This is a genomic window from Streptomyces sp. NPDC126497 (genome assembly GCF_040302425.1).
GTDB lineage: Bacteria > Actinomycetota > Actinomycetes > Streptomycetales > Streptomycetaceae > Streptomyces.
Genome location: NZ_JBEORT010000206.1, coordinates 1 through 3022, shown reverse-complemented (window position 1 = coordinate 3022; position 3022 = coordinate 1). Strand labels below are relative to the sequence as shown.

Sequence of the window (3022 nt, the reverse complement as noted above, 5' to 3'; positions counted from 1 at the left end):
CCTGCTTGCGGTACGGCGCGCCGAGCAACCCGTCACGGGCGAGCACGCCCTCGGGATCACGGACGTCCGTGCGGCCGCCCAGGGTGAGGAAGCGGACCGACTGCCAGCCGCAGTACTCGGCTCCGGTGGAGCTTTCCAGCCGGCTCACCGGCACCCGTGCGCCGTCGCAGTCCGTCCCCACCTCCCAGCCCTGGGCGGCCGCATACGCGGCCGGGAGTTCGGCGGGATCACAGGCGGCGTTCGTCTCCGGGCCCCAACTGGGGTGGTCCTTCTGGCCCTTGACCACCACGACGGCCACCTTGGTGCGGCCCTTGACGTCGAAGGAGTGCAGCACCCGGTCGACCTCCCGGCGCTCGGCCCGGTAGCCGTGGTCGGGCTGCACGGGCTGGAACATGTCGAAGTAGAGCTCCAGCCCCTCCCCGGGCGTGTCACCGCCCTCCGACCTGGACCAGCCGTCAGGTACGCCGCCCCTCGAAAATCTCCCCGTCGCACTCCAGTGCCCGACCCGCGGCACCGGAAGCCAACCGCAGGGCACGAGGGCCGCTCTCGTCCAGACCATGGGTGGGGACGTACAGGGCTCCACTGTACGGGGTGGCGGACGGCGTCCCCCTCACCACCACCCGCACCCCGGTGCCGTCGTCGCGTCCCACCGCCGCCAGCACCGCCACGGCGTCGGTACTCGTGGAGGATGTCGCCGAGTCGTTGGCGTCGTCGTATGTCGAGATGGGTGATCTGCTCCGGATCGCTGATCGGCCTCGGCAAGGGGCGCAACGGGTGGGCGTTGGGGATGCCCTGGTGGGGCCGGTGGGAGTGGTGGAAGTCTTCGAACTCGCGTAGCGCGTGGAGCAGGTGTCGCTCGTTCCGGATCAGGGTGCGGTCCAGCAACTCGCGCCGACAGGTCTGCACCCACCGTTCCATGATCGAGTTCATGCGCGGCATCCGTACTCCGCTGAGTACTGCCTCGGTCCCTGCGCCATTGAGGACGGTTCGGACGAGTGCGATCCGCACGGATCAGGCGGCGGCCGACGCCAACTCCACCGCCTGCCGCGGCGCACGGTGCCGTTCCGCCCGGCGGACGGCCGGCGGTGTCATCAGGCCCGTCACGGCGAACAGGACAGCCGGAACCCGTCTGCCAGGACGAAGCTCACGGTGGCGGACCGCCTGGACGACGGGTGACGGCGTGGGCCTCGCGCGCCCGAACCCGCCTGAGCTGCTCCGCCACCGCTCCTGGGAATCCCCGCCGGCCGGCCCGGGCCCCCGTCACCGTCCCGCGTGCCCCCACCGGCCGCTGTTCTGCTGGGTGACCTCGGCGGCGACGCGCTGGATGGACTTGACCGCCATGTCCTTGCGGTCGACGTAGATGTAGTGGCCGCTGTCCTCGGCGACGCGGACCGTGCCGCGGTGGGACACGGTGGCCCACTTGTACTGTGCCTTCGTCCAGTCGGACTCCAGGGTGGGGCCGTACGTGGGGAACGCGGCCAGGTACTGCTGCCCGTGGCGGAGCACCTCGGTCGGGATCCATCCGGCGGAGCGGACCCGGCCGTCGGTGACGACGAGGTTCTCCGGGTTCCCACCCCGCATCGTGCTGACGGTCTGCGCCCGCAGGTCGCCCGCGTCGCCGGTGGCGGACTCGGGGATCGCGCGGGTGATGTCCGCGGTCATGGTCGGGGAGGTGGCGTCCATCAGGACCAGGCCCTTGACGCGGTCGCGGTGCTCGGGGGCGTAGCGGCCGGCGATCAGGCCGCCCAGCGAGTGGCCCGCCAGCACGACGGGGGAGTCGCCGGCGACCCGGTTGATCACCCCGGTGAGGATCCGGCCCGAGTCCTCCAGGCTCTGCGGCCCCCGGGGCTTGTCGCTCTTGCCCTCGCCCAGACGGTCGTAGGAGCAGACCCGGTTCTTCTCGCTCAGCGTCTTCTGCAGGTCGGCCATCGCGTCAAGGCCGTCCCCGAGGCCGGCCATCAGCACCACCACGGGCTTGTGACCCGTCTGCCGACCCGAGCAGGAGACGTTCACGGAGTATCCCCGGACTCCGATCTTCTTCTCCCCGACGAAGGAGTCGGCGCGGCCCGCGTGACCCGGGTGGGTCACCCTGGCGGTGGTCCTGTCCGCCCCGCCCCCGTGTCCCTCGGCCTGCGCCACGCCCACGTAGCCCGTACCGGCGACGGTGCAGCACAGTGCGGCGACGGCGGTGGCTTTGAGCATGCGGTTCATGGGGTCCTCCGGGAGCACGGGAAGGCGGATCTGTGAACGACGGGCCCTTCGCCGGGCCCTCGGCCCGGACGTTGCGGCCATGACCGAACGCTATGCGAACGCGCCTGAGGAAGCGTCACCCCACCGTGGGCATTGCCCGTAGCTCTCCAGGGGGAAACCGCCCCTCGCGACTCCACCCCCAGGCCCAGAAGCGCCTACGGCACCGGGGGGCAGTTCCGCCGCCACGTCGTTCGCGACGCGGGCTCGGACGACGGCCCGCGATGCCGCGAGGCACCGCTGCCTCACTTGTCACGCGGAACCCGGGCCCGGCGTGAGACCGAGGCCCGCCTGGGGCCGGCCGCCGTCCACCGGGATGTGGGCGCCGTTCACGGCAGCGGAGTGAGGCAGGAGGGCAACCGACCACCGGCCGGCTTCTGACGGGGATCGTTTCTCGCCGGTGCGGGCGATGACGTGGGCGGGGAGGTGGTCGCTGCGGGTCCAGTGGGTGTCGTTGCGCTGGGCGTAGGCGGCGCGGTCGGTGTGCCAGGCGGGAGTGGGGGCTTCCACCTTGATCGTGGACACCGCTTGTTATGCAGCGATGGCCAGCGTAGTTGATCTCTGTTCGAAGGCGACCGGCGTGAGGTAGCCGATCGTGGAGTGCCTGCGCCGGTGGTTGTAGAAGCCGAGCCAGCGGAAGACTGCGAGGCGGGCGGCTTGTGCGGTCGGCTGGTCATGCTCCTTCTTGTGGTGTAGGCGATCAGTCGTCTGATGCGGTCGGCAGGACGATCGCGTCGTCGGGGTAGAGGGCGTCCATGCTCTCGTTGGAGAGGTA

4 protein-coding genes and 2 pseudogenes are annotated in these 3022 nt (G+C 71.1%); 1 reads left to right on the top strand and 5 read right to left on the bottom strand.

Annotated features, from left to right (window positions below; translation table 11 throughout):
* Positions 1–394, bottom strand: a pseudogene (locus ABTY20_RS35035) (hypothetical protein); the annotation flags it as partial.
* Positions 395–591: 197 nt separating this feature from the next.
* Between ABTY20_RS35035 and ABTY20_RS35030 the strand changes: the two are divergent.
* The gene (locus ABTY20_RS35030) at positions 592–837 is read left to right on the top strand and encodes a hypothetical protein (protein WP_352001179.1); all 246 of its coding nucleotides are present in this window, start codon (positions 592–594) and stop codon (positions 835–837) included.
* Here ABTY20_RS35030 and ABTY20_RS35025 read toward each other — a convergent pair.
* The 4 genes and pseudogenes from ABTY20_RS35025 to ABTY20_RS35010 form a co-directional block, all read right to left on the bottom strand.
* Positions 832–918: pseudogene (locus tag ABTY20_RS35025) on the bottom strand (integrase core domain-containing protein); the annotation flags it as partial. The gene ABTY20_RS35030 and the pseudogene ABTY20_RS35025 sit on opposite strands and share 6 nt — an antisense overlap.
* A gap of 342 nt (positions 919–1260) precedes the next feature.
* The gene (locus tag ABTY20_RS35020; RefSeq protein WP_352001178.1) at positions 1261–2202 is read right to left on the bottom strand and encodes an alpha/beta fold hydrolase; all 942 of its coding nucleotides are present in this window, start codon (positions 2200–2202) and stop codon (positions 1261–1263) included.
* Positions 2203–2499: 297 nt separating this feature from the next.
* Positions 2500–2772: a hypothetical protein gene (locus tag ABTY20_RS35015; RefSeq protein ID WP_352001177.1), complete on the bottom strand. Its 273-nt coding sequence runs from the start codon at positions 2770–2772 to the stop codon at positions 2500–2502.
* A 6-nt stretch (positions 2773–2778) separates the two neighbouring features.
* Positions 2779–3022: integrase core domain-containing protein (locus ABTY20_RS35010; RefSeq protein WP_352001176.1), on the bottom strand; the 244-nt coding region annotated here is incomplete at its 5' end.

What these genes read in the sequence shown, in the direction of transcription:
- ABTY20_RS35020 (WP_352001178.1), bottom strand. Translation starts at nt 2,202, where the DNA reads ATGCTCAAAGCCACCGCCGTCGCCGCACTGTGCTGCACCGTCGCCGGT.